9 protein-coding genes are annotated in these 20,228 nt (G+C 55.9%); 4 read left to right on the top strand and 5 right to left on the bottom strand.

Features of this window, described 5'->3' with window-relative positions:
• Positions 1-62: 62 nt before the first annotated feature.
• The 3 genes from ACW9KT_RS06250 to ACW9KT_RS06260 all read left to right on the top strand — a co-directional run bounded on the left by ACW9KT_RS06250 (position 63) and on the right by ACW9KT_RS06260 (position 6,669).
• Positions 63-1,847 carry a glycoside hydrolase family 10 protein gene (locus tag ACW9KT_RS06250; RefSeq protein WP_457078510.1) on the top strand — a complete coding sequence of 595 codons (1,785 nt, stop codon included), beginning with the start codon at positions 63-65 and terminating at the stop codon, positions 1,845-1,847.
• A gap of 269 nt (positions 1,848-2,116) precedes the next feature.
• Complete coding sequence (locus tag ACW9KT_RS06255; RefSeq protein WP_457078511.1) at positions 2,117-5,314, top strand: SusC/RagA family TonB-linked outer membrane protein; 3,198 nt, start codon at positions 2,117-2,119, stop codon at positions 5,312-5,314.
• 29 nt (positions 5,315-5,343) lie between these two features.
• Complete coding sequence (locus tag ACW9KT_RS06260) at positions 5,344-6,669, top strand: RagB/SusD family nutrient uptake outer membrane protein (RefSeq protein WP_457078512.1); 1,326 nt, start codon at positions 5,344-5,346, stop codon at positions 6,667-6,669.
• A gap of 74 nt (positions 6,670-6,743) precedes the next feature.
• Here the strand turns inward: ACW9KT_RS06260 and ACW9KT_RS06265 are convergent, their stop codons facing one another.
• From ACW9KT_RS06265 to ACW9KT_RS06275, 3 genes are read right to left on the bottom strand one after another with little or no spacing between them, the layout of a single operon-like run.
• Positions 6,744-8,036 (bottom strand): hypothetical protein, encoded by a 1,293-nt coding sequence (locus ACW9KT_RS06265; RefSeq protein WP_457078513.1) that lies wholly within the window; start codon positions 8,034-8,036, stop codon positions 6,744-6,746.
• A 54-nt stretch (positions 8,037-8,090) separates the two neighbouring features.
• On the bottom strand, positions 8,091-9,632 hold the full coding sequence (locus tag ACW9KT_RS06270) for a SusD/RagB family nutrient-binding outer membrane lipoprotein (RefSeq protein WP_457078514.1): 1,542 nt from the start codon (positions 9,630-9,632) through the stop codon (positions 8,091-8,093).
• A gap of 57 nt (positions 9,633-9,689) precedes the next feature.
• Complete coding sequence (locus ACW9KT_RS06275) at positions 9,690-12,809, bottom strand: SusC/RagA family TonB-linked outer membrane protein (RefSeq protein ID WP_457078515.1); 3,120 nt, start codon at positions 12,807-12,809, stop codon at positions 9,690-9,692.
• A gap of 374 nt (positions 12,810-13,183) precedes the next feature.
• On the opposite strand from ACW9KT_RS06275, the gene ACW9KT_RS06280 reads away from it, so the two are divergent.
• On the top strand, positions 13,184-14,362 hold the full coding sequence (locus tag ACW9KT_RS06280) for an acyltransferase family protein (RefSeq protein WP_457078516.1): 1,179 nt from the start codon (positions 13,184-13,186) through the stop codon (positions 14,360-14,362).
• A 153-nt stretch (positions 14,363-14,515) separates the two neighbouring features.
• Here ACW9KT_RS06280 and ACW9KT_RS06285 read toward each other — a convergent pair whose 3' ends face one another.
• Together ACW9KT_RS06285 and ACW9KT_RS06290 are read right to left on the bottom strand one after the other, a co-directional pair.
• On the bottom strand, positions 14,516-16,141 hold the full coding sequence (locus tag ACW9KT_RS06285) for a 3-(methylthio)propionyl-CoA ligase (protein ID WP_457078517.1): 1,626 nt from the start codon (positions 16,139-16,141) through the stop codon (positions 14,516-14,518).
• A 725-nt stretch (positions 16,142-16,866) separates the two neighbouring features.
• The gene (locus ACW9KT_RS06290) at positions 16,867-19,989 is read right to left on the bottom strand and encodes a glycoside hydrolase family 3 N-terminal domain-containing protein (RefSeq protein ID WP_457078518.1); all 3,123 of its coding nucleotides are present in this window, start codon (positions 19,987-19,989) and stop codon (positions 16,867-16,869) included.
• Positions 19,990-20,228: the final 239 nt, after the last annotated feature.

The following is a 20,228-nucleotide window of genomic DNA, read 5'->3' on the forward strand; positions in this document are numbered from 1 at the left end:
TTTTGTGTCGAGTCTAAGTGCTGAGCTGCGTAATTTGCGGGCGTCTTACCCGTTTGCACTCTATGCCCTATTCGCTTACCGCTGCGTTTCGTCCTCTCTTTGTTATATTACTGCTGGCTGGATTGTTAAGCAGTCCGCTCGCTCGCGCCCAAAATGCCCCCCCGAAGCGGGAGATGCGCGGCGTCTGGATTGCCAGCGTCGAGAACATCGATTGGCCCAGTCGTCGCTCGCTCACGCCCGAGCAGCAGCGCCGCGAGTACACCCAGATGCTCGACACGCAGAAAAAGAATGGCATCAACGCAGTGTTTGTGCAGATTCGACCCGCCGCCGACGCCTTTTACCAAAGCGAACTGGAGCCGTGGAGCAAGTGGCTTACCGGGCAGCAAGGCAAAGCCCCCAGCCCGGCTTACGATCCGCTTCCTTTCCTGATTGATGAGGCTCATGCCCGTGGCATGGAGTTTCACGCTTGGTTCAATCCCTATCGCGCCTCCCTCGACTCGGTGACGAGCAAGCTGGCCGCCAACCATCCGTATCGGCAGCACCCCGAGTGGTTTTTGCGCTACTCCGGCAAGCTGCTTTTTAACCCCGGCTTGCCCGAGGTGCGCAGCTATATCAATAAGGTGATTCTAGACGTGGTGCGCCGCTACGACATTGATGGGGTACATTTCGACGATTATTTCTACCCATATCCTGAAGCCGGTCAGGTTATTCGCGACGAAGCAGCTTTCCAGCAATACAACCCCGACCAACTGAAGCTGTCCGACTGGCGTCGTCAGAACGTCAATACACTCGTGCGGGATTTGCACACCAACATTCAAAGCACGAAGCGCTGGGTGAAGTTCGGTATTTCACCCTTTGGCGTCTGGATGAACCAGACCAGCAACCCCGAAGGCTCCGGCACCGCCGCTTTCGAAGGCTACTCCGGTCTGTATGCCGATGCCCGCTTGTGGATGCAGCAGGGCTGGGTCGATTATATTCTGCCTCAGCTTTATTGGAGCACTACCTTTAAAGTAGCGGCCTACCCGGTGCTGCTGGAGTGGTGGGCGCGCAACCGCTTCGACCGTCACTTGTATATCGGGCAGGGCGCCTACCGCATCTTCGAAACCAGCAAGCGCGACCCATCCTGGCGCGACCCCACCGAACTGCCCCGTCAGATTCGCCTCAACCGCTCCTATCCCACACAGGTAGGCGGCAGCGTGTTTTTTAGTTCCAAGTCATTGGTGGCTAACCCGCTGCATATCGCCGATTCGCTGCGCCAAGACTTGTTTCGCTACCCGGCCTTGGTGCCTACTATGCCCTGGCTGGATGCCATGCCGCCCCGCCCAGCCCAAAACCTGGTGCTCACGCGTACCGGCTCGGCTGTAACGCTGTTCTGGCAGTCCGGCCCCGCGGCTTCCGACGGCGATGTAGCTCGCTACTTTGTAGTTTACCGCTTCGGCCCCGGCGAAACGCCCGCCCCCGACGACCCACGCCGGATAGTGGCCCTGGTGCCAAGGCCCGCCAACAACCAGCCCGCGCTAGTAGATACCACCGCCCGCCCCGGCGTAGAGTACGCTTACTACGTCACCGCCGTCGACCGTCTGCACAACGAAAGCTCGCCAATACGGGCCACCACGGCCGCTGGCTCACCAGTATTAGTAGCTCAAGCCCCGCGGACGGCGCCTTCTACTACCTCCGTACCCGTCACGCCCCCAGATGCTACGCCTGCTCCGGCGCGGCCTGCACCGCCCGTCACGCCCCGGCCCACCATCAGCCGACCAGCCCCCAGCACTGTTACTAAGACCAAGGTGAAAATGAAAAAGCGTAAGCGTGGCGGCTTATTAGAACGCGTATTTGGCAGACGGTAAGCGGTCTGCACCGTTCACATGTCTAAGCCCACAAAAAAGCCCCTCAGCAATCCTGGGGGGCTTTTTTGTGGGCGTTTGAGTGGTAACAAACAGCTCAATGATTGAGTTGAGCGCAAATTATAAGCAGGAACTAGCTACGGCAAGCCGCCTAAAGACAAGTCACTACGTCTTTGGTAAGTATAGTTTTATTTAAACTGGTATTTATACCATATATTGATGGTGCTGAGCTTCTTCCCACTCTTCTTTTTTTCACTTTAATCTCTCCTTTTATGCGTAAAACTTACCCGTTGAGGCTAGTCTTGGCATTAGGCTGGCTTCTCATGTGCGTGCTCTTGACTACGCGGCTTGCGGCGCAGCCTGGAGGCGGCACACGCGAGTCATTCACTCTGCAGGGCCGTGTGATAGATGAGCGAGGGCAGGGTCTGCCTGGTACCACCGTCTTGCTGACGGGTACCACGCTCGGCACAGCCACCGACGCCGATGGTTCTTATAGCCTATCAGTGCAAGTTACGCCTGGCACGTACACCCTCGCGTTTTCTACTATCGGTTACCGACCCCAGTCTCGATCTATCAGCCTAGGCGGCACCCCGACCGTAACCACCAATGTCACCCTCACCGAAGCCCTGCAAACTTTGGATGACGTGGTAGTGATAGGCTCGACAATAAGCGTGAACAAGCGGGAACTCGGCAATGCCATTAGTACAATTCAGGGTAGCCAGCTGACCCAGAGCGGCACGGGCGGGACACTCACGGCCTTGCAGGGTAAGCTACCCGGCGCGCAAATCGTACAGAACTCCGGCGACCCTTCGGGCTCTATGTCGGTGCGACTGCGGGGTATTCACTCGTTGCGTGGCTCTTCCGATCCGCTTTACGTAATCGACGGCGTTATTGTGAGTAACAGCAGCACGAACGTGTCGCAGCTAGCCGCCAGCCCTGACATTGGGACGGCCAATGCTGGACAGAACCGATTAGCCGACCTCAACCCCAACGACATCGCTAGTATCAACGTCATCAATGGAGCTGCCGCCGCGGCTATATATGGCTCGAGGGCTTCCAATGGAGTTGTGCTCATCACGACTAAGCGCGGTAAGACGGGCGCGGCCCGGGTATCGGCATACGCTAGCTTTAGTATTAACGAGCTGCGCAAATCCGTGCCGGTGAATACTTTCGGCCAACAGTTTGGGTTTGAGGGCCTACGCCTGTACACCATCGGCGCCCCCACCGCTGCCCAGCTCGCCGCCAATCCCGGCGTCACAACCATTGGTATTAACCGGGCTGGTGCAACCACCCAATTGGCTACCAATTTAGTACCCACGCCGCGTTACAATTACTTCGACGAAATCTTTCAGACGGGCTACGGCACCGACAATGGTGCATCTATTTCTGGTGGGACTGAGGGAACACAATATCTTGTATCGATAGGTTACCTCAAAAATCAAGGTATCATCAAAGGCACCGATTTTACGCGCTACAATGTGCGAGCCCGCGTCGATCAGCGTCTAGCTCCCTGGATTAAAGCTTCAGCGGGAGTAGCTTATAACAACAGCTTTGCCAACGAAAAAGCAAACGGTAACGTGTTTTATAGCCCTATCAATTCTATTAACATCACTAATAACATCTACGACATCAACCAACGCGACCCCAATGGCAATCTGCTTGCCGTCGAGCCCACTCGCGTTAACCCTTTGTCTACGATTGAGGACATGAAGTTCACACAGCGTATCAACCGTACCATTACCGACTTACAAGTAAATCTGACCCCATTTAAAGGGTTTTCAGCAGACTATATTCTGGGGGTAGATACATACTCGCAGGTGGGCGAAAACTATATCCGTCCTTACCCATACCAAGCCGTTGCTGGTTTGCCGCTCCAGCGCTATCCAGCTGGTTTCGCGGCCAATGCTAACAATAACGTGCTGCTACTCAATTCTGATCTGAACCTGGGCTATGATCGGCAGCTGACCGAAGACTTTAAGGTGACGATACTGGCTGGCTACGGCTATCAATACTCTCGTATGCAATTAGTGCGCACGCAGGGGCAAAACCTGGCGCCCTTTATCACAACGGTAAGTGGGGCGGCTAGCAACACCATTGCATCCAATGCCGAACTGGACCAGTTTAATTTAATGGGTATTTATGGGCAAGCGACCTTTGGCTTCCGGAATCTGGCTTTCCTGACGGGCGCTATCCGCCGCGACCTTTCATCGAAGTTCTCCCCCTCTGAAACCAATCAGTACTATCCCAAGGTGAGCACTTCGCTGGTATTATCAGACTTAGACTTATGGAAGAATGCGGCATTTGCCAAGACATTCAATTCACTGAAGCTGCGCGCCAGCTACGGTGATGCTGGTAATTTGGGTGGTACAGGCTCCTATGACCGCTTTTATCAGTTTATACCCACTGCTTTTCAGGGACGCAACACCTTCGTCCCCAGCGCGCGACTAGCAGACAGACGATTAAGACCGGAGCGCGTGACCGAACTGGAAGCTGGAGCTGATTTAGGTTTCTTCAACGACCGGATTGGCCTGGGTGTAAGTGTGTACAATCAAAAAACCACCGATCTGGTGGTAGACCGACCACTGGCGCCGTCGCGGGGCGGATCCTCAATCATTCAGAACATAGCCCGACTTAGCAACAAGGGTGTAGAAGTACAGTTGAATGCCGTACCGGTGCGGACTGCTGACTTTAGCTGGGATTTTACGGCCATCTTCAGCCGCAACCGCAATAGGATCGTGGATCTGGTGGGTTCGTCGGCCATACTTGTCGATAATGTGGCGGGCGCGCCGGTTTATCTGATTAATGGGCAGCCAGCGGGCGTGTTTTACGGCTCGGCTTATGCTCGCAACCCCGATGGCTCTTTGTTGCTGACTCCGCAAGGTTTTCCCCAGGATGAGCGCACTACGGGCCAAGCTGTCGGCTCAATTGACTTTGTGCCGGCCCGCACCGCGGAGGGGCAGCCCAGCTACGCACCAGGTACCAGCATTGCCAACGTCGTCATCGGTAACCCAAATCCGGACTGGACAGGCTCTTTCAGCACTAGCTTCACCTACAAGAAACTTTCCTTGCGGGTGCTACTCGATGCTGTGCAGGGCGTGGACGTGTTCAATGCTGACTATCGGACCCGCCAGGGCGTGGGTCTGGGCGAATTGGCCGAGCAGGAGCTACGGGGTGAGCTGCCGCGTGGCTACATCTTCGCCGTGTACAATACGCAGGAATTCCGCATCGACAATGGCTCATTTGTCAAGCTCCGCGAGACGGCCCTGACGTACACCCTGCCTCCCATTAGCAAGTTTATCAGCGACCTGAATATATCGCTCATTGGCCGAAATCTGTACTCGTGGGATGACTACAAGGGCTTTGACCCCGAAACCAGTGCGGGCGGTGCTTCCGATTTGTTCCGGGCAGTAGACTTTGGAAACGTGCCGATTCCGCGCACTTATCAACTCCGGTTGTCGGCCACGTTCTAATAAGGTCCCTCCTTCAAACTCGTCATTCCATGAAAAAGATAATGATCCTGCTGGCTGTGCTGTCGATGGCGACAAGCAGCTGCGACAAAGAATATCTGAACCCCAGCACCGCCAGCGACGTGCAGGTGCTAACGAACGCCGACGGCTTGATTACGGTGTGCAACGGCTTGCAGGCACGCTTCACGACGGGCGGGGCGCTAAGTCCGCTCTATAATACCGTAGCGGCTGGTGGCCTAAGTACCCGTGAGCTAGCAATCCTGAACGTTGGTAACATCGAAGAATTTAACATCAGCCTCGGGGCCGGCAACGTGATTAACCTCAACGGCGTAGTGCGCAACCTCTGGACTCAGTCGCAGCTAGTGCGGGCCAACGCCGACCTCGTGCTGGCTAATGCTAACAACGCGGCCGATCCGGGCACCCGTAGCGGCATCATTGCCTATGCCAGCATCTTTCGGGCCCTGGCCATTGGTACTTTGGCGCAATACTTTGAGCAGGTGCCCATTGTGACGCAAGCCAACGCGCCTTTCGTGAGCCGCGTGCAGGCATTGCAGTCGGCCGTAGAGCAGTTGGAAGCGGCCGCCGCCCAGCTGAATACGGCGGCAGTATCGGCTGATTTCAATAGCAAAATTATTCCGGGGATCAACTTGCCTAATACCGTGCAAGCCCTCATTGCCCGCTATAGCCTAATGGCCGGCGACTATGATAAGGCCATAGCGGCCGCAGGTCGGGTGGATCTGGCAAGCCGCTCCGTGTTCACCTTCGATGAGCTAGCCCGTAATCCAATCTTTGAAGTTGCCTTTGGTAATCGCAACGTATTTGAGCCAACCAACGTGAATCTGGGCCTGACCGGGGCCCTGACTCCTGAGGCTGGCGACCGGCGCATCCCGTTCTATACCCGCGCCAACCCCACCGCTACGCAAAACCGGGGCACAGGCTTTTATAGCGCCAGCGCGGCGCCTATTCCGGTATATGTGCCCGGCGAGATGCTGCTAATTCGGGCCGAAGCTTACGCCCGCAAAAATGACCTGACCAACGCGGTACTGGAGCTGAATAAGGTGCGGACCAGTACGGCGGCCGCCACTACCACGGGTGGTACTACAGCCCTACCTACGGCGCCTCCCGGGGCAGGACTGGCGCCTTACAATGGTCCGCTCACGCAAGAGGCTGTGCTATTGGATATTCTTCGCAATCGCTTGGTAGAGCTGGCCTTCCAAGGCTTCCGGCTCGAGGACAGCCGGCGCTTCAACCGACCCGGCCCGGGCGCTGCTGGCTCAGAGCGCAACCGCAACTTCTACCCGTACCCCCGCACTGAGCGTGAGAATAACCCCGTCACGCCTGACGACCCTACGATTTAGTAAAGAGTCATGCGTGCATTAAAAAAGCCCCCCAGAAATCCTGGGGGGCTTTTTTGTGGATAAAGAACTTAAGGCTACAGCGCCTTCATACCTAGCGTTACGGCTACATCGGTAGCCGAGGTACGGTTAATGCCCATGACGGTAAAGATAGCGTACTGATCGAGGCCGCGCACCCGGGCTATGACTACGTCACCTACCACGACGTTATCGAGCGTCGTGACCTGATTGGCCGCTACCGCAGTTAGAAAAGCCTGTCGGATGCTGTTGAGCGTGGCACTGGTGTAGGCCGCTGCTGCGCCCGTAGTCAGACGCACAAAGCGGGTGGGCGTAGGGGCAGGCGTTCCGGTAGTCGGGTTCAGCGCTTGCAGACGTACAGCGTTGCTGGCCGTGCTGGTAATTGCTACATCCTTGCTGGCGGCCGGGCCGGCTGCGGCTACTGGCGTAAACGTAGTCAAGTCCAGAGCAGCTAAGTCGCCGCCGGTGGTGCCCGTGTACGTGAGCGTGATGTTACGCGCGGCGGCTAGTGCGGTAGGCGTCGCCGGCGTAATGACGGCCGAGCTAACCGACGCCGCGCGGGCCGGCGTGCGCACTTTGGCCTCGAAGCGGAACGTAACCGCCTGACCAGCTGAGTTGGCTGGAACAGTAGCATCTACATTCAGCGTGGTGGCCGCGCCAGTTTGAGTACCTACGGCGGGTAGGCGCTGCCGTAGGAGGCGGCGCTCAGCAGCCGTACCCACGCGAACGTAAGTAATCAGGCTGTCGACGTCTTTATATAAAATGTTCGCTGCGGGCGTGGTTGCCGTGGCAGTCGTCACGCCATTCACGTTCAGCGTTAGGTTGTAACGCACCACGTCGCCGGGGGCTACGGGGCCGGCGGTGGGTGCCGTTACGTTGGCTACGCTGTTGATGCGAATGGTCGGCGTGGCCTCAGCTACCCGAAAAGAAGCAGAACGAGTTCTGGCTTGGCCATTTTGGCTAACCACACGCACATCTACCCGAATTAGTGCTTTGTTGGCCGCCTCTGGCACAACGTAGCGAACCACCAGTGTATCGGCCCGCTTGATGCGGGAATAAGCTGGTTGGTAAGGAATGGTTTGCACCACCACGGAGTCGCGGCTGGGCTCTACTTTTTGCAGCACCAGTATTTCCCGAATTGGGTCGGTCTGGGCGGCAAAGTTCAGCTCTAGCGGTACCACCTCACCCACGGCGTACTTGGTATCAGGAGTAAAGTTGGCATTAGTCAGAACGGTCGGAAACTGGGGTCCGACCTCGGTGTAAAGTTCGTCCTGCTCCTCGTCGCAACTGGTGGTGAGGCCAGCGAGCGTCAGCAGCAGGAGGGGAGCGAAACGTTTCAGAATATGCTTCATATGCAGAATGGCAGAAGTAAGTCAATGAAAAGCGAGCTAGGGGCAAATTCGGCCTTACGGCTGGTCCCACCACACGGGCAGGGCGACATAATCGGGATTATTGCCTCCCAAGCGGGCGATTTCGTTCGGGTTGTAAAGCACTTCCGTAGCGCCGGGCAGCAGGCGACGCGGATAGCGCACGCCGGCAGGGGTAGTAGGAGTAGCCGGAACCACCAAGGCGGAATTCACTCCCGTTGGCACCCGGAAATTCACGTAGATGGATGGATTCACATCAAAGCGGCGCAGGTCAGACCACGATTCTGGATTCAGGAACATAGCAATGTACTTCTGCTCCATAATGCTGCGCAGGGTCAGGTCGGTGGCATTCTGGGGCACAGCTGAGCTGGTTAGATAAGCCGTAATCTGAGCTTCGCTGATAGTTGGATAAGTAAGTGCGGGCGTGCTGGAACTGGTGCCGCCCACGCCGATTTTGCGCATGTGGGCCCTAATACCTTCCTGGAAAGCCGTGAAAGCCCGAGCACGGTTGTTGGCCCGGAAAGCAGCTTCGGCCTCAATAAACTTCAATTCATGGTAAGTAATCAACTCGAAGTAGCCCAACTCACGAGCATACCAGCTAGCGTAGAAGTCGGTTTGCACGGTGCTAGGCTGGGGGCCGCCACCTACGCCGGGGTCAGCGCCGGTGCTGGTAGTTGTAGCCATAATAGGGTAGCGAGGATCGACAACACCGAAGGTGCGACCATCCAAATACTTAATAAAATTGGCCGAAAAAGTTGAGGTCGCGAAGTTGTTGCGGGTTGTACCAAAGATGTTGGTAGTACTTACCAAAGGAGCCACCGCTACCTGAAACTGAAGCTGAGCATCGTCGGCAGTCGCCTTGAAACCCTGATCGACCAGCGCCAGAATAGCGTTCGGGTCGTAGGAGGCTTTTTTAGTGAGATGATGATTTTGCCGCGCCTTCAGGGAGTAAGCGAGCTTAATCCACTTGCTCACGTCGCCCCGGTACAGAATGTCGCCGCTGATACTGGGGGTAGTCACGTAGAGGGGACGGAAATTAGCCGTGGCTGGCTTACTCATCTCCACAATGCCTTCATCCAACAGCTTGTTGATGTTGGCATAAATCTCTTCTTGGGGATCATATTTGGGCGTATAGTTCTGCGCACCCAAAAAGGCCTCCGAGTACGGAATGTCGCCAAACATATCGGTGGCGTGACTTAGGATGAGCGCCATCATTATTTTGCCCGCGCCCACGTAATACACCGAACCTTCAGCCTCGGCAGCCGCTATCATCGGCGGAATATTGCCCCCCGAGTAGAAGTACGTGTAGTTGAAGGAGTTGGTATTCTGAGCGTTGGTGTAGAAGAAATTATCAACCGCATTATTTGCCGTGCGGCTCACCAAATACTGGGTGATAAACGGCGTCCGGAGGGCCGTGAACATCTGGGTTTGCGCCCCGTTGGAAATAATGTTGGGGAGCAGGAAGTTAGGCGTAGCCGTAGTAGGGTTGTTCGGATCGGTGTTCACGTCGAGAAAATCGTCGCAGGAAGTGAACATGCCGCCGCCCAGCACTAGGCCCAGCAGGAGAATGAGTTTTTTCATAAAAGTAAAGACGGAAAGGCCAAAAAGCCCCCCAGCGGAGGCATGGCCGAATAAGATTTAGAAAGTAACACGCACGCCCATATCCACGCCGCGCGTGCCCGGAACACTACCGAAGTCGAAGCCATTGGAGCCGCCACCGCGCACACCAGCACCCGCCGCCGAAGTCTCGGGATCAGCGCCGCTGTAGTTGGTGAACAGGAGCAGGTTGCGGCCCGTAACGCTCAACTCTACTCCCTTGATAAACGACTGACCGAAGACCGTCGAGGGAATGTTGTAGCTCAGCGTAGCATAGCGCAGGCGCGTCCAGGAGCCATCCTCAATAAATTCCGAACCGACAGCGCCCAACAAGTTCTGATAGTAGTTCTGGGTGAGTTCTACGGGGCGGGTATTCTGAGTATAGGTGGTCGAGCCATCAGTGTTAGGCGTCGCAATTACGCCGTCGAATACCACTTCCTTGTAGCGGTCGAGGGTGCGCTCGCTCAGGCCGCTGGTGCGGACCATAAACCACTCGTTGCCGTTGACCACTTTGCCTCCCTTGCGGAAGTCAACCAGGAAGGTAAACTGCAAGCCCTTGTATGTAAACGTGTTGGTTACCTGCGTGGTAAAGTCGGGAGCACGGTCACCTTGGTAAGTGAAGTTTGCATCAACCAAAGGATAGCCGGTAGTGGGGCTGATCAGTACACGTCCCTCTGGGTCCCGCTGCCAGTCGCTGGCGCCGATGCCCGTTAGTGGTTTGCCAGGGTAAGCGCCACCCTGAGCAAAGTCAATGATGAAGGCGTCGGACTGGTTTACTACCGTCAGTACGCTGGGTAGCTCTACCGTTCTATTTTCGTTGCGGTAGAAATTGGCGTTGATGTCCCAGATAAAGTTGTCTGTCTTGATTGGCGAGCCATTCAAGGAAATTTCAATGCCCTTATTCTCTACTGTGCCGCCATTGATGTATTGCAGAATAAAGCCTGTGGCCTGGCTTACGCGTGGAGCAATAAGCTGGTCGGTGGTGCGGGTGCGGTACACGTTGGCATCGAGACCCAAGCGGTTTTGCAGAAAGCGCATTTCAATGCCTAACTCATAGGAGCGGGTGCGCTCGGGAATAAGCAGACGATTGGAGCCGAAGAAGCCGTTGCGGAAGCCACCCCCAATATAGGTGTTGGCCGCCAAGGGCGACTCAACGCGGTAAGGGCCTGTGTCTTTACCCACTTCGGCGATGGAACCCCGAAGCTTGCCGTAGTTCAGAATCGGGTTCTGCTCGAGGCCCAGCGTACGAGTAAACTCGTAGCCCGCGCCAATGGAGCCGTAGCCAAAGCCTTTGCCGTAAATCTTGTTCTGGTCAGGGCGGGGTAGGGTTGACGAAATGTCGTAGCGACCACTCAGTTCCAGGAATAGCTGGTCGAGAAATACAAGGCTTAACTGACCGAAATTGCCCACCAGCCGCCGTTTTACGTTGCTGGTCAAGGCGTTGCGGTTTACAGTGTTGTTGATGCTGATAAAGTCCGGGTTCTGGAAAATCAGACCGATGACATCCGTTCTCTCGTTCTGGTTTTGCTCTATCGTGTTGCCTACCGTTAGCGTACCGCTGAAGTTTTCGCTGAACTGGTGGTTGAAAGTAGCCAGGAAGTTGGAGTTCAGAATACGGTTAGCGTTAGTGCTTTCAGCAATGCCGCCATTCTGGTTATTCACCAGCGAAGTACCCACGGCCCGTACCGAGCGCACGCGCTCCTGGTAGAAGTCGGTGCCTAGGGTATAGCTGAGGTTTAGCCACTTATAGGCGGCAAAGTTCAGCGTCGCGTTGCCGATAAAGCGGTTGGTGCGGTCGGTTTGGGGGTTGCGGTTGACAGTGAAGTATGGGTTGTCGGCGTCGTTGGCGCTGGTAGAGGCCCCCGTGAGGCGACGGCGGCTGCCGTCAGGGTTCAGGTAATTGCGGGCATCGTCGTTGCGGGGCCAGTTGAGCAAGCTGATCAGATAGCCCCCCGAGCCACCAAATAAGCCGGGGCCTTGCACTGGTCGCTCACCACCCGAGTTCAGGTAGTTGGCCGAGGCATTAACGCTAAACTTTGGCGAAATCTGTGCGGTGCCTGCTAGGCGCACTGAGGCTTTGTCGTACTCACTCTGAGGCGTGACGCCTTTCGAGTCGAGGTGCTGAACTGATAGCAGGAAGCTGGCTTTTTCCGAGCCGCCGGTCATTGTTAAGTAGTTCTGAAAGGAGGTGCCTTTCTGGTAGAAGTCTTCCAGGTTGTTGAAGATCTCTTCGCCCGGCGCGAAGCGGGGACCCCACGACTGGCGGGTGCCCGGATCAAGAACGCCGGCGCTGCCCTGCTTGTATTGATTCTGTAGTTTAGGCAGACGGTTCACCTCATCCACGGAGAATTGCGTGCGATAGTTGAGCGTGGTACGACCAGCGCTGCCACTTTTAGTCTTGATAATTACGGCACCGTTGGCGGCGCGCAGGCCGTAGAGTACGGCGGCGGCGGGGCCTTTCAGCACCGTCATGCTCTCGATATCCTCGGGGTTAATATCGGAAGCACGGTTGGTAGAACCCACCGAGCGACCCAGAATACCATTGAAGGCCGAGCCGCCACCTGGTGCTGTCGATTCGACAAAAGAGGAGTTGTCCATAATAACTCCGTCGATAACGAACAAAGGCTGGTTGTCGCCATCAAGCGAGGTGCCGCCGCGAATTACGATAGCTGCGCCCTCGCCGGGACCACCACCTGAGCTAGTAATGTTTACGCCCGCGATTTTGCCCTGCAAGGCATTCACGATATTGGGCTGGCGTGAGTCAATCAATTCTTTGCCTTGTACTTGCTGGGCGCCGGTTACTAGTGTGCGCTTGTCTCTCTCAATGCCAAAGGCCGTCACAACTACCTCATTCAAATTGCTACTCGTTGAGGCGAGTGCCACATCAATGGTAGCGCTGGTAGCTGGTCGCTCCTGGGCAGTGTAGCCAATAAAGCTAAATACCAAGGTGCTACCCTCCGCTACGTTATCAAGGGAGTAGCGGCCTTCGGCGTTGGTGGAGGTACCATTGGTGGTGCCTTTTACAATCACGTTCACGCCCGGCAAGGGCGAGCGGTCATCGGCGGCCGTCACGACGCCGGTTACGGTGCGGGCGGTTTGGGCAAGGGCCGGAGGGGCGAGTAGCCACCCCAGCGCCAAGAAAAACCATAGAAGTTTTTTCATAGAAGGGAAAGAATGGTGGAGGGAAAAGAAAGGGCAGGAAAAGCAAACGGCCGGAATCCGGTCGCGCGAGGCAGTTGGATTCCGGCCGTAAGAACGTCCGTAATTATAAGGGAACCAGACACAAACAAGGACAGGTGTCCATAGGGTGGGGGCAGGTTAGACTGCAAAGTATACACTGCTTAGCAGTAAGAAGGCTATTCTGCGAACGTGTAATACCGAAAAGAGGAGTTAAAACTAAAGCAGCGGCATAAGCCGCACAACTATATATTGAATTTTATTTAGCGGAGCTTATACCTTGGATGGAGTACCGAAATACAAAGTATGGTTTCCCAGTGGGTCTTTTTACCTTAGAGAGTTCTTAAAAAGCCCCCCATATGCAAACCACGACGCAGGCCGCTATCGACACCACGCACACCGTGCCGCTGGCCGAAGCTTCCGGGCCGGGCCGGCTCGTCTCGCTCGATGTGTTTCGGGGTATCACTGTTATGGCTATGATATTGGTGAACAATCCAGGAAGTTGGGGCCACATCTATGGGCCGCTGGAGCACGCCAAATGGCACGGCTGTACGCCTACCGACTTGATTTTTCCTTTCTTTCTCTTCATTGTAGGAGTCAGCATTGTGTACGCCCTGGATTCGGCCCGTCAAGATACCAGCCGCCATCCGCAGTTGCTGCTGCGCATTCTGCGGCGCTCAGCTATTCTGTTTGGGTTGGGGCTGTTCTCAGCCTTGTTTCCCAGTTTCGTGTTCGAGACGGTTCGGATTCCGGGGGTGCTGGCGCGCATTGCTGTGGTATTTCTGGTGTGCGGTACCATCTTCGTCAAAACTGGCTGGCGCACTCATGCGTGGCTGCTGGGGGGCATTTTGGTGCTGTATAATGTGCTGTTGCAAGTAGTGCCGGTTCCGGGCTTTGGGCCCGCCAATCTGGAGCCCGCTACCAACCTCGGCGCCTGGCTCGACCGCCTTATACTAGGAGAAAATCACTTATGGAAGTCCAGCAAAACCTGGGACCCGGAAGGCCTGCTAAGCACGTTGCCGGCCATTGGCACGGGCCTGCTGGGTATGCTGGCTGGGCAGTGGCTGCGGCGCCGCAGCACTGAGCCGGCGACCAAAGTTGCGTGGCTATTCGTGGGCGGTGGCGCGGCTATCGTGCTGGGTATGATTTGGAATGGCTGGTTTCCGATTAATAAAAGCCTTTGGACCAGTTCCTATGTGCTTTATACGGGCGGCATTGCGGTGGCCACGCTGGCTGCTCTGTACTGGCTCTGCGACGTGCACGGCTACCGTGCCTGGACCAAGCCGTTTCTGGTGTACGGGGTAAACGCCATCACCGTGTTTTTCCTGTCGGGCCTAGTACCGCGCATTCTGCAAATGATTAAGATTCCGGTTGCAGGCGGCGAATCTGTGGGCCTGCGCACCTGGCTTTACGATACGTTTTTCGTGCCCTATTTCAGTCCTATCAATGCCTCGTTGGCAGGTGCCATTGTGTGCGTGTTGATCTGGCTGGGAATTTTGTGGGTGATGTACAATCGGCGGATAATCATCAAGGTCTGAATCGCAAAGTGTGCAGATTTTGTGTGCTATCTCTCTAACCCGTCATGCAGAGCGGAGCGAAGCATCTCGCTCGCGGTAGCTAAGATTAGTAATCTAGCGTCAGCACACGAGATGCTTCGCTCCGCTCTGCATGACGGGCTAAGTTTTTCTATTTTAGAAAGTATAGCCCGCAAAATCCTCGCGGAGCTTGGTTTTGAGCAGCTTTCCGGTGGCCGTATGCGGCAATTGATCCACAAATTCCACGGCTTCGGGCGTCCACCAGCGGGCAATCTTGCCTTCGAAGAATTGTAATAGCTCTTCCTTGCTTACTTCGGCGCCCGGCTTGAGCACTACTACCAGCAATGGGCGCTCGCTCCATTTGGGGTGAGGCACGCCAATCACGGCTGCTTCAGCCACGGCCGGGTGGGCAATGGCGTGATTTTCCAGATCAATCGACGAAATCCATTCTCCGCCCGACTTGATGACGTCCTTGGAGCGGTCGGTGATTTGCATGAATCCGTCGGGGTCGATAGTGGCTACGTCACCGGTTTTAAACCAGCCACTTTGGGTTAGCTTACCCGTCTCACCGGCTCGGAAATAATTGCCTACGATGAAGGGGCCGCGCACGAGCAGGTCGCCGAAGGCCACGCCGTCGTGGGGCAACTCCTGGCCGGTATCGTCCACGATTTTCATATCTACCCCGAAAATGGCCCGGCCCTGCTTGGTCTGGATGGCGAATTGCTCGTCGGGAGAAAGGAGCAAGTGCTTGGCCTTGAGCGTGCAGGCTGTGCCCAGGGGGCTGGTTTCGGTCATGCCCCAGGCATGTCGAATTTCGATGTGCAGCTCTTCGTCAAATGCTTTTAGTAAGGCGGGCGGGCAAGATGCACCGCCTACTATCATGCGCTTGAGGGTAGTGAATTGCAGTTGTTTTTCCCGCATGAAAGTCAGCAAGCCAAACCAAATAGTGGGCACACCGGCCGTGAAGGTGACCTTCTCCTGCTCATACAACTCATAGAGACTGGCCGCGTCGAGGCCGGGGCCGGGCAGCACCAGCTTGCAGCCGTTCATGGGTGCCACGTAGGGAATTCCCCAGGCATTGACGTGAAACATGGGCACCACGGGCAACACTACGTCGCGGGCGGAGGAGCTGAAGCAATCGGGCAGGGAGGCAGCGTAGCTATGCAGCAGGGTAGAGCGGTGGGAGTAAAGCACGCCCTTAGGCTCGTCGGTGGTGCCGGAGGTATAGCAGAGAGAGGAAGCAGTATTTTCGTCGAAAACAGGCCATTCAAAGTCCGCGGACTGCACCTCTAGTAGTTCTTCGTAGCAAAGCAGGTCGCCGGGCAAGCTAGAGTCGGCGGGCATGTGGGCGCGGTCGGTGAGCAGGACCCAACCGGCAACTTTTTGGCAGTGGGGGGCTAATTTCTCAGCCAGGGGTAGAAAAGTGAGGTCCAGGAAAATATAGCTGTCCTCGGCGTGATTGATAATGAAAACCAACTGCTCGGCAAACAGGCGCGGATTGATGGTGTGACAAATGGCCCCCAGTCCCGACACGCCATAATACAGCTCGAAGTGGCGGTGGTTGTTCCAAGCCAGTGTCCCGATTCTGTCGCCCATCCCGATGCCTAGGCTTTTGAGAGCATTGGCCAGCTGCTTACTGCGCCGGTGCGCGTCGGCGTAGGTGTAGCGGTGGATGCCGCCCTCGGTGAGGCGCGACACAATTTCTGTGTCGGCGTGCCACTTAGCCGCGTGTTCGATAAGCCCCGCGATACGCAGGGGCTGGTTCATCATTAAGCCGAGCATAGATAGTAGGTTGGGTGGGAAAAGCGCGCTTCACTATTGTTCAAGCTAAGAAAAAACCGCCAGCCCAAGCTGGTAGTTAAGTGTCTATTTGCAAACGGTCTAGGTAAGCCGTAGTCAGTAGCTAATCCATTTTCCTACGGTTGAGTTTAAACTTTACCGGGCTAATTTTTTACTTTAGCATTTGCCCAAGCTATTGATGCTTACTCGCAAATTGATGCTTCTTCCTAGCGTCTGGTCGGAGCTGGCTACTGAGCTATTCTATCGTTATTTATCATTGTTGGTATATTAAGTAAATGTTGATAACTCGTTCTGCGACAGTATATTGTTCTGGTACAGGCACAGCTGGCCACGGTAGTATCAGCACCGATAGCACCGTATTAAATCAGGCACAATACTCCTACCTCACCCGTTTTGCGGAAGGAGTTCCGAGCTTACCGCAAGCCCAGTTTCGAACTTTAATAGAGGACGCGCGCGAGAATTGTCTGGTCTCGAAGTTGGTCACGGTGCCCATTACCTGCTCCGCTGCATTACGCGTGAGTGATGAGCAGGCATTGTAGTAGGCCAAACGAGAAGTGAACTAAGCTACTCGATTCAAGACAAGAACTCGCAACTATGCATTAAAGCACAGAGCCAACGACTTTATAGTCGTTGGCTCTGTGCTTTAATGCATAGTTGCGAGTTCGAATGTACCAATAGATAAGCCGGCGGGCCAGGTACCCGGTAGTTTAATTTTCCTTCGGAACTGTTGATTCTACAGTGGCCCGGTTGCCTTGCTTCACAGCCTCGATGGCCACCTGCAATAAGTGGCTGCGCACGCTTAGCTCGCTGATTTTATTATTGTTGCGGGTTGGGTTGACGCGGTTGGAAAGGAAAATTACTGTGAGGTCATACTGTGGATCAACCCAGAAGTAAGTGCCGGTGTAGCCGGTGTGGCCGTAGCTGCTGGGACTGGCGTTTTTGGCCGAATTTACAGAAGGGTCGGTAGCGGGGCGGTCGAAGCCGAGGGCGCGGCGGTTATCGGGGCAGAACTGGCAGCGGGTGTACTCGGCTATGGTTTCGGGCTTGATGAGCTGCTGACCGCCGTATTTGCCGTTCCAAGCGTACATCTGCACCACTTTTGCCAGGTCGTTGGCGTTGCCAAAGAGGCCCGCGTGACCAGAAATGCCCCCCAGCAGAGCTGCGCCTTCGTCGTGCACGGTGCCGTGAAGCTGGCTGTGGCGGAACAGGGAATCGTACTCGGTGGGCGCAATGCGGTTGAGCGGGAAACGGCGCGTAGGGTTGTACCCCATGGTTGTGGCACCCAACGGCTTATAAATTTCATCCACTACAAACTGGTTAAGCGGCTTCCCCGACGCTGACTGCACGAACCACGGCGACATGATGAATGATAAGTCGGAGTACACGTAGCCTGGCTTCTCATTTAGCGGCGACTCGGCAATGGCCTCACGAATACGCTTGGGAAAGTCCTTGCGGGCCCACAGGTTAGTGGCCGCCTGGTAGGGGAAACGAGCCGATGAATCGGCGCGGAAGAAGCGGCGGTTCAGCTCCGATGGCTTGGTAGCGGATACTTTAGAGGCGTCGGGGCTTTTGCCAAACAGGCTGTTGAACAGGCCGCGGGGCTTGGTGTAGTCTTTCCAAAAGGGAATCCAGGCTTTGAGGCGGGCCTGGTGCGTGAGGACATCGCGCAGTTTTAGGTCCTGCTTGTTGGTGCCCACAAACTCGGGATAAAGTTGCCCCATGGTCATATCGGGGTTGAACTTGCCTTGGTCCTGAAGAAGCATCAGGGCCGGCAGCGCCGCTGATACTTTCGTTACCGATGCTAAGTCATAGATGTCGGTGTTTTGCACCGGGCGCGGCTTTTTGCCCCCCAAACGCGGGTTGTCGGCGTAGTCATGGGTACCGTAGCTTTTGCGTAGCACCACGGTGCCTTTGCGGGCAATCAGCACCTCGCCGCCGGGGAATGCCTTGGCTGTCAGCGCCTGCTGCATCATCGAATCCACGCGGGCTTCGAGGTTGTTGTTCATGCCCACGGCTTCGGGGTAGCCGTAGCTCAGGCGCATACCGCCCTGGGTGCTCAGGCCGAAGCCGCGCGGAAACTGGTCGGAGATGGTAACGGGCAGCTTGCCTCGAGCACCAATGCCGCCAAAAATCATCTGGGCGGTAAGGTCCTGGGCATTTTTGCTTTCCTGATAAGCCAATACTACGGCGTCGGCGCGGGCCAGGTCGCGGACTTTGGCCACGGCGTAGGCATTGCCAAACACGCTTACCACAATGCGCTGCTTGGCCGTGGCCAGCTCCCGCAGCAGCACGTTGGTTTCGGGCGTCACGCCGAAGTTGGTGGCTGGCAGCCGGCCCAAATTATTCAAGCCTACTAGTAGCGTATTGTAACCTTTCAAAGCCTCGCGCAGCTTTACCAGCTCATCCAGCGTCGGTGTAGCCGACAGCCAGAAGTGGTCGGTGGGGGCGTAGTCGGTCACCATGCGCTGAAAATCGGTAGTGTCTTTAGTACCGATGGTCACGGTAGCGATGCGCAGGGTGTCGAGGCGCTGCAAGGGGAGCAGATTTTTCTCGTTGCGCAGCAAGGTCAACGACAACTCGCTCAGGCGCTGACTTAGGTAGTTGGCGTGGGGCGTGTTCAGGTCTTGATACAGATTCTTAAGGTCGATGGGCTGATACTTATTCAAGCCCGACCACTCCTTCAGAGCCAGCACTTTGCGGCAGCGACGGTCAATTTCTTCCTGGGTTATTTCCCCCCGATTAATGGCTTCGCGCACCATAGTCAGCGCCAGCGGAATGTTTTTGGAGAACTCCAGAATGTCGTTGCCGGCCAGCAGGGCGCGTACGTCGGCCTCGCCGGGCGCGAACATATTGGTGAGGCCCTTCATGTTCATGGCATCAGTGAAAATGACGCCTTCAAAACCCATCTTTTCCTTCACCATCCCCGTCACGATGGGTTTGGATAGGGTGGAGGGAATGCCCGTGCTGTCGAGGGCCGGAATATTGAGGTGGGCAATCATAATGCCCCCCAGACCCCGCCGCATCAGGCTGCGGAAGGGAAACAGCTCTAGCGTATCGATGCGGCGCTGGTCTACCCGAATCAGGGGCAAGTCGAAGTGAGAATCGGTGTCGGTGTCGCCGTGGCCGGGAAAATGCTTGGCTACGGCCAGAATGCCATTGTCCTGCATGCCACGCATATACTGGTAGCTTTTGGCGGTTACTTCCTCGCGGTTGTCGCCCCAGGAGCGGAAGCCGATAACGGGGTTGGCGGCATTATTATTTACATCTACGACCGGCGCAAAGTTGACGTGCATGCCCGTACGCTTAAACTGGCGTGCAATCTCGGCGCCCATCTCATACAACAAGGCTGTATCCTTCACCCCGCCTATGCTCATTTGGTAAGGAAAGCGCGTGGTGCTATCCAAGCGCATGCCGATGCCCCATTCCGCGTCCATGGCCACCAGCAGTGGCACCTTAGCCTGGGCCTGGTACCGATTCAGCAGCTTGCTCTGCCGCACTGGCCCGCCCTGGAAGAAAATAAGACCCCCAACGCCGTACTGCTGCACCAATTGCGACACGGAGTCTTCATCGATGCGCTTGCGGTTGGAGTAAGCCGCCACCATAAACAGCTGAGCTACCCGCTGATCAGGCGTAAGCGTCGCCATTACCGAATCGACCCACCGCGACTTTGCAGCCTGGGGGGCAAAAGGCACCGGCGCGTTCATCAGCCGCGGCTTGGCAGCAGTGGTTCTAGACTTGGCTGATTTCGTGCGACGCTGCTGGGCCGAGGAGGCGAAAGGCAACAGAAACAAAATCAGCAGAAAGAGCGGGAAATTTCGGGGCGTGAGCAAGGGCGCAGAGTTCAGTGAGGGAACCGCGAAAATACGGGATGCTGGGAAGTTATTTGTGAATTGCTGCTTAAACTGGCTTTGGCTTAATTAAGCAGGCATAAAGCAGCAGTGTGAGTTCTTCCTTTATGCGGTCATGCAGAACGTAGTGAAACATCTCGCGTGCTGATGCGGGAGTACTAATCTGACGGCGCGAGCGAGATGCTTCGCTCCGCTCTGCATGACGGTCTTTTAGATTTTCT

It is taken from the genome of Hymenobacter sp. HD11105 (genome assembly GCF_054051685.1).